The sequence below is a fragment of the Xenorhabdus sp. IM139775 genome, from assembly GCF_028598745.1.
In the GTDB taxonomy this organism is placed as follows: domain Bacteria; phylum Pseudomonadota; class Gammaproteobacteria; order Enterobacterales; family Enterobacteriaceae; genus Xenorhabdus.
In genome coordinates, this window is the sequence record NZ_JAQRFK010000046.1 from 21,474 (window position 1) to 28,881 (window position 7,408).

Genomic DNA, 7,408 nt, shown 5'->3' on the forward strand with positions numbered 1-7,408 from the left:
TTATATTACGAATGAAGCCTTCTATTGTCGCTAAATTGGAAGCATTGCAAGAACGCCATGAAGAAATATTGGCTCACCTCGGTGATGCTGGGGTTATCGCTGATCAAGAGCGTTTTCGCGCTTTATCAAAGGAATATTCACAACTGACCGATGTGACTAACTGTTTTAAAGCGTGGAAAAACGTTCAGGATGATATCGAAACTGCCGAGATGATGCTGAATGATCCCGAAATGCGGGAAATGGCGCAGGAAGAACTCAAAGGCGCAAAAATTCGTAATGAAGAGTTAGAGCAGCAACTGCAACTGCTGTTATTACCGAAAGATCCGGATGATGAACGCAACTGTTTCCTTGAAGTTCGTGCCGGAACCGGTGGGGATGAAGCGGCGATATTTGCCGGGGATTTATTCCGCATGTATAGCCGTTATGCAGAATCCCGCCGTTGGAAAGTGGAGATCATGAGCGCCAATGACGGCGAACATGGTGGATATAAAGAAGTGATTGCCAAAATTTCCGGCGAGCAAGTTTATGGTCACCTGAAATTTGAGTCTGGCGGCCACCGTGTTCAGCGTGTGCCGGAAACAGAATCTCAGGGACGTATTCATACTTCCGCGTGTACAGTGGCGATTTTGCCGGAAATCCCCGAAGCAGAATTACCGGAAATCAGCCCAAGTGATCTGAAAATTGATACTTTTCGCTCGTCCGGCGCGGGTGGTCAGCACGTCAACACCACGGATTCCGCCATTCGAATTACCCACCTGCCAACGGGGATTGTCGTAGAGTGTCAGGATGAGCGTTCACAGCATAAGAACAAAGCAAAAGCAATGTCGGTACTGGCTGCCCGTATTCGTGCCGCTGAGATGCGAAAGCGTCAGGAGGCTGAGGCTTCTGAACGCCGTAACTTGCTGGGTTCCGGTGACCGTTCAGATCGCAACCGGACCTACAACTTCCCGCAGGGACGGGTGACCGATCACCGTATCAACCTGACCTTATATCGGCTTGAAGAAGTGATGGAAGGTAAACTGGACATGCTTATCCAGCCTATCGTGACTGAATATCAGGCAGATCAATTATCCGCATTGTCAGAGCAGGATTGATGAATTATCAACATTGGCTCCAGTATGCGGCCAGGCAGTTGACTGAAAGTGATAGCCCTAAGCGTGATGCAGAAATTCTGTTGCAGTATGTCACAGGGCGTACCCGCACTTATTTAATTGCATTCAATGAAACGCTGATTTCCCCGGAGGAAGCCCGCCTGCTTGATGCTTTTCTGGCGCGTCGTCTTCAGGGCGAACCGGTTGCCTATATTGTCGGGGAGCGTGAATTTTGGTCACTGCCCCTGACCGTATCACCCGCCACCTTGATCCCACGTCCTGATACGGAATGCTTGGTTGAAAAGGCATTGGAATTGCTGCCTGATTCACCGGCACACATTCTGGATCTCGGTACGGGAACCGGGGCAATTGCCTTGGCGCTGGCAAGTGAGCGGCATGATTGTTATATCACCGGGGTGGATATTAACCCTGATGCCGTGACATTGGCGAAACATAATGCGGAAAGAAACGCGGAAAAACTGTTTTTTCACCCGCCTTTTCACAATGTGAATTTTTTGCAAAGTGAGTGGTTTTCTGCGGTCGGGGGAAGACAATTTGATATGATTGTCAGTAACCCTCCGTATATTGATGAACTTGACCCTCATCTGTGCGAAGGCGATGTCAGGTTTGAACCGGCCACTGCATTGATTGCTGCACAAAATGGCATGGCAGATTTGCAGACAATTATAGAGCAGGCTCGCCACTTCCTGTTACCAAACGGATGGCTATTATTGGAACATGGCTGGAAACAGGGGATCGTTGTCAGAAACCTATTTTTGGAAAACGGTTATCAACAGATAGCCACTTTTCAGGATTATGGTGGTAACGAACGTATCACGGTAGGTCAATGGAATAAAGATGAAAACCATAGTTAATTATGAATTCAATAATGCTTCCCTGATAGACGGTATTATTCTAGTAACACGGGCCATTCGTCCTGATTTTCCTCAAACAATGGTGACAGAACAATTAACCGCACTGATTGAAGAGGCTCGGCAGAAACTTTCCCCTATTGCTGGCACCAAAGCAAAATTGCAATCGTTATTGACGCTTTTTTATCGAGAGTGGAAATTTGGCGGAGCAAATGGGGTGTATTGTTTGTCTGATACGCTGTGGTTGGATAGCGTATTGCATTCACATCAAGGCGCCCCGGTCGCACTGGGAACGGTATTTGCACATATTGCCCAAGTGCTGGCATTGCCCGTACAGCCTGTCATATTCCCGACCCAGCTAATCCTGCGAGTTGATTTAGCCGATGAACCAACTTGGTTTATTAACCCCATGAATGGCGATACGCTCAACGAACATATTCTTGATGTCTGGTTAAAAGGGAATATTGGCCCGATGGTTCGTCTGGAAAATAAAGACTTGCAAGAAGCCGATAATATCAGCATTGTGCGAAAAGTCACCGATACTATCAAAGTTTCCCTGATGGAAGAGAAAAAGATGGAATTGGCGCTAAAAGCCAGCGAAGTTGTCCTGATGTTCGATCCCGAAGATCCGTATGAAATCCGCGACCGGGGGCTGATTTATGCACAGCTCGACTGCAATCACATTGCGGTTTCGGATTTGAGTTATTTCGTGGAACACTGCCCTGAAGATCCTATTTCAGAAATGATAAAAATGCAGATTAACACCATTGAGCAGAGATCCATCGTCCTCCATTAACTTTTGTGTGAGGCAGAATTTCTCTGCGCCTCATTTATTTTCTATGGATAGCGCAAATTTATTTGCCTTTAACTATTTACCCTTAACAAGAGAAGGTATAAGCATGCAACAGAAAGTGGTTAATATTGGTGATATCAAGGTCGCAAATGATCTGCCTTTTGTCCTGTTTGGCGGGATGAATGTCCTTGAGTCACGGGATTTGGCCATGCGTATTTGTGAGCACTATGTGACCGTCACGCAAAAACTGGGCATTCCTTATGTTTTTAAGGCATCTTTTGATAAGGCTAACCGTTCGTCTATCCACTCCTATCGCGGGCCTGGTTTGGAAGAGGGCATGAAAATCTTTCAGGAGCTAAAACAGACTTTTGGCGTCAAAATTATCACTGACGTGCATGAACCTGTGCAAGCCCAACCTGTTGCCGATGTGGTGGATGTTATCCAGCTTCCCGCTTTTCTTGCCCGTCAGACGGATCTGGTTGAAGCGATGGCAAAAACCGGCGCAGTCATCAACATCAAAAAACCACAGTTCGTCAGCCCCGGGCAGATGGGGAATATCGTTGAAAAATTTAAAGAAGGCGGCAACGATCAGATAATACTGTGTGACCGTGGCAGTAACTTTGGTTACGACAATCTGGTTGTCGATATGCTGGGCTTTGGTGTCATGCAGCAGGCAACTCAGGGCGCGCCGGTAATTTTCGACGTGACTCACTCATTGCAGTGCCGTGATCCCTTTGGTGCCGCGTCTGGCGGTCGTCGCGCGCAAGTGGCAGAGTTGGCTCGTGCGGGTATGGCGGTAGGCATAGCCGGTTTGTTCCTTGAAGCGCATCCTGATCCGGAAAATGCAAGATGTGATGGCCCGTCAGCATTGCCATTGGCAAAACTGGAACCCTTCCTGATGCAGATGAAAGCCATTGATGATGTGGTGAAAGGTTTGCCGGCACTGGATACCAGCAAATAATCCCTGAACCCGTCAGGTTTTCTGGATAATGCGGTGACAGGTATTTGCCCTGTGACCGCAGATTTAATAAGCAACTCATTAGCTTTTAACCTTTTTTCAAAAGAATAGCCCCTGTTCCTTTTTCTCCCAAAACATCATTCGGATTGCGCAGAGGGCAGTCAGTCAGTGAAAGGCAGCCACAGCCGATACAGCTATTTAAGTGACTGCGCAGTTTACTGAGTATATTAATGCGCTTATCCAGCCTATCCCGCCATTGCGAAGAAATTACCTGCCACTGTTCCGCCGTTAAATTACTGTTGGGCGGAAACTGACCTAAAACTTCCTGAATTTCTTTAAGCGGGATGCCTGTACTTTGTGCGACTTTGATAATTGCCAGATAGCGCAACACCACGGAAGGAAAACGGCGTTGGTTGCCGTGGCTGCGTGAACTTTTGATAAGCCCCTTAGCTTCATAAAAATGAATCGCTGAAACGGCAATCCCACTTCGTTTTGAGACTTCGCCGATCGTCAAAGCCCGATTGAAATCAATGCCTTTATCTTTTGTCATTTCTATTGACCTCAAGTTAACTTGAGGATTTATAGTCCAGCATTGCTGTCTTTGTCAACGCATAAAAATATCGCCCTGCCGTTTTGAATCAGGCAGGGTTGTTTTTGTTTAATGATCAGGAAAATAGATGATGCAACGTTTTATTGAAAACATACTTGAGAGCAAAGGGTTGTGGCTGGTTGCCCGGTTACTGCTGCTGATTATTTTCGTCTCTTCCGGGCTTGCCAAACTTCTCGACTTCGAAGGGAGTCTGGCAGAAATGCGTGCGGCGGGATTACAGCCGGATTGGTTATTTAATATCGCTTCAGCCCTTGTTTTACTTTCCGGTTCAATCTTGATCTTATTTGACCGCCTTGTCTGGCTTGGTGCCGGAATACTGTCCGTTTTTCTCATTCTGACCATTGTTATTGTGCATACCTTTTGGCTTTTCTCTGGAGCGTATGCCAAAACTTCACTCTATTTTGCGCTTGAGCACCTCACTGTGATTGGCGGGTTGATGGCGACTGCGATTGCCAGCCATTTAAGAAAAAAGCAGAAAAGGTAGATGTGGATGATGAGGAAGAAAATGGTTATTGGTTTTGGAACGGTTTTATTGGTGGGAATGGTCGGTTTTTCTATTTATCGCGTGAATGATAGCGTGAATGGTTTGACTCCCGATAAGCAATATCCATCTGTAACTGTTGCCTTGGCGGAGGTAAAAGAGCGCCATATTCCCAGAGTCCTACAGGGTGTGGGGGAAGCTTGAGGCGGCCCGACAGGTTCATGTCGCGGCAGAGACGGGAGGCCGTATTACGCATATTGCGTTTGAATCAGGGCAATATGTTGAGAAAGGCGCACTCTTGGTCCATCTCAATGATGCTATAGCTGAATCATAATATTATGGCATAATGCCAGCACTTCAATAACAGGGCTGAGTGGTGAGATGGGTGACCGTATGCATGTGGTTATTAATGTCTATCGGTTCAGCCATAACGACTCGATGTTAAGGCCCTGTATCGCGCGGCTAGACCAGCTAATGATGACACTCGAAGAAGTCATGCAGCAGACAGATTTCTGGACGGTAATGATAGAGTCAGAAATCCCCAGTGGTTTAGATAAGAAATGCATGCAAGGCAGAGAACAATCAGCTCTCTGCTTTCTTTCCTTCGGAGCCTCATTTCTTCACCTAATTTCTGTAAAGCCTCGCGCCTGGCAAGCCTGTTGATTCTCTGGCCGAGATGGCTTCTTTATCACAGTTTAAAAACTTGGTTTCAAGTAATCTGTAATTTTTTGCAGGTAGAACTGGTGATGCAAATTTTCAACCGTATTAATAACATCACCAGTACTTTGATCTTGAAAAACCGAAGAAAAGAAGGGTTGTTCAAATGTGTTCAACAATACTTCGTTGCACAATTGATGTCATCATTTTTTTGTTAATTTAACATAATGTTTTTGTTGATAACTGGATGTTATCATCTTGACTTAAGTCTCTTTCATATCTACGATAGTATGGCTTAAATGAACACTCGTCGTTCTATGTCTAACATCGGAGGGTTCTGGACGACGAATAGTTTCTTCTGCCACACTAGGGTTAATTGAGCTACTATGTCCAAGCTCTGAGAGGGCTGGATGTTCGTGTGGTAGAAGATCTGAATAAATATAACTCTGAATGATGGCTTGAGGGAACTGGTATCTAGAAACTAAAATATCCCGTTTTTCTGGCTCAGATTTTCGTCCTATTGGTAACTTATTATGATGTATACTTGGTATAAATAATGTGTCATTAGAAGCCTGCAAGGCAATGAGGGGATATTTACTTCTGCCAATGTGAGAACAATTTCTATCAGATTTTAAGCTATTCAAAAACGTAATAATAACTTTTACAAAATTACATGCCTTCTGTGCTTTTATATTATATGAATCATAAGCATTACTTTTGTATTTATCATATATCATTATAGAAGAACTCGCCATTGTCGTTAGACTCGAAAAGACAGTAACATGGGCTTTGTCAAGATAACTGCCGATTATTGAACCACATCCTCCAGCTATAGCTATTGTAGGTGGAAAATATCCGTGAGTTACTCCTGAGAGTGCCATTGTCTTTCTCGCCTCAAAGGCTGTTTTTATTATATCGCCTAAATGGGCCGCAGAGACATCGTTCTCGGCCGCATTCATAGATGCGATACAAAATATTGCATCATATCTATCCTCATAATCACTATCATAGCAGCGTTGCTTAAACATATCAGGGCTCATGGTGATATAATTAAGATTAGTATTTTTATCCTTTAAAAATACTGTGTTTATAAATTCTGTTCTATCAGTGCTTCCTGATGTATCTGAATTGTTATTCATATCGTACTCACTTCATCTCTTTTGAAGATTTATAACATATTTCATTAACGTGAATTATTATAATCAATAATCATTCAAACCAAGAAAATCAGATCTAAATTTATACAGTAATTGTTTAAAATTAAATGGAATTCTAAAAGATGTTACATCTTGTGCAATTGCATAACTATAAGAAATTATGAAGATAAGGTTATAGTTGGTATAATTACGGAATCCACTTGGGATTATCGTTTTTTTGTAGAATAAAAGTCAATGGAAAATAAATTAATATGTGAAAATAACTTATTTCTATATTAAGGATATTTTTTATTTTGTAATTAATTTATTTTTAATAACTATAGTTATACATTCATAACAAACAACTACTTCCATATTTAATAATATTATAACAAACCTCGTCTAACATAAGGCGAGGTATACGGCATTTTCAGCTAAATTTAGGTGGTTTTGACGTCTTGAGCGAAAATATGGCAGTTTGTCTATGGCAGACTGGAAATAACGCTTCCGAAGGTTATCTTTGCGCTGTATGGCTTCCAACATCGAATCCTGCGCCTCAATTCTTTGGTTAAGCTCCAATAACTGGCCAGATAAAACCAATAATTCCCCTTCAGAGGTTTGCGCGCAATTCACTGACTCAATCATCATGTCGTGTGCACGCATCTTTTCAAAATGGTTGGAGAGGTCAAGGGCGGCACTTTCGGTAAGACCAGAGTTGACGAACTTCTGGATTATATGGCTTTGCCGATCTGAAACCGACTCCGCCATCATGATTTCACGGTCAAGGTTACCTTATTTGTATTGCCGACA

The 7,408-nt window shown here is 43.7% G+C and carries 9 protein-coding genes; 6 read left to right on the forward strand and 3 right to left on the reverse strand.

Annotation, left to right across the window (positions count from 1 at the left end; genetic code table 11):
- Positions 1-11 precede the first annotated feature (11 nt).
- The 4 genes from prfA (at position 12) to kdsA (ending at position 3,717) form a co-directional block, all read left to right on the forward strand.
- Positions 12-1,094: a peptide chain release factor 1 gene (gene prfA, locus PSI17_RS10920; protein WP_273552023.1), complete on the forward strand. Its 1,083-nt coding sequence runs from the start codon at positions 12-14 to the stop codon at positions 1,092-1,094.
- A complete protein-coding gene (prmC, locus tag PSI17_RS10925; RefSeq protein WP_273552024.1) occupies positions 1,094-1,966 on the forward strand; it encodes a peptide chain release factor N(5)-glutamine methyltransferase in 873 nt (290 codons plus the stop codon). The genes prfA and prmC overlap by 1 nt, the downstream gene beginning before the upstream one ends.
- Positions 1,950-2,759 carry an invasion regulator SirB1 gene (gene sirB1, locus PSI17_RS10930; protein ID WP_273552025.1) on the forward strand — a complete coding sequence of 270 codons (810 nt, stop codon included), beginning with the start codon at positions 1,950-1,952 and terminating at the stop codon, positions 2,757-2,759. Before prmC ends, sirB1 begins: the two co-directional genes overlap by 17 nt.
- A gap of 103 nt (positions 2,760-2,862) precedes the next feature.
- Positions 2,863-3,717, forward strand: coding sequence for a 3-deoxy-8-phosphooctulonate synthase (kdsA, locus tag PSI17_RS10935; RefSeq protein WP_273552026.1), 855 nt, complete (start codon positions 2,863-2,865; stop codon positions 3,715-3,717).
- 85 nt (positions 3,718-3,802) lie between these two features.
- Here the strand turns inward: kdsA and soxR are convergent, their stop codons facing one another.
- Complete coding sequence (gene soxR / locus PSI17_RS10940; protein WP_273552027.1) at positions 3,803-4,264, reverse strand: redox-sensitive transcriptional activator SoxR; 462 nt, start codon at positions 4,262-4,264, stop codon at positions 3,803-3,805.
- Positions 4,265-4,394: 130 nt separating this feature from the next.
- Here soxR and PSI17_RS10945 point away from each other — a divergent pair, with 130 nt between their 5' ends.
- Both PSI17_RS10945 and PSI17_RS17435 read left to right on the forward strand, forming a co-directional pair.
- Positions 4,395-4,808, forward strand: a complete 414-nt coding sequence (locus PSI17_RS10945) for a DoxX family protein (protein WP_273552030.1) — start codon at positions 4,395-4,397, stop codon at positions 4,806-4,808.
- Positions 4,809-4,829: 21 nt separating this feature from the next.
- Positions 4,830-5,009, forward strand: a complete 180-nt coding sequence (locus PSI17_RS17435) for a hypothetical protein (RefSeq protein WP_443256024.1) — start codon at positions 4,830-4,832, stop codon at positions 5,007-5,009.
- A gap of 716 nt (positions 5,010-5,725) precedes the next feature.
- Here PSI17_RS17435 and PSI17_RS10955 read toward each other — a convergent pair.
- Both PSI17_RS10955 and PSI17_RS10960 read right to left on the reverse strand, forming a co-directional pair.
- The gene (locus tag PSI17_RS10955; RefSeq protein ID WP_273552028.1) at positions 5,726-6,601 is read right to left on the reverse strand and encodes a hypothetical protein; all 876 of its coding nucleotides are present in this window, start codon (positions 6,599-6,601) and stop codon (positions 5,726-5,728) included.
- 399 nt (positions 6,602-7,000) lie between these two features.
- Complete coding sequence (locus PSI17_RS10960; RefSeq protein ID WP_273552029.1) at positions 7,001-7,366, reverse strand: hypothetical protein; 366 nt, start codon at positions 7,364-7,366, stop codon at positions 7,001-7,003.
- Positions 7,367-7,408: the final 42 nt, after the last annotated feature.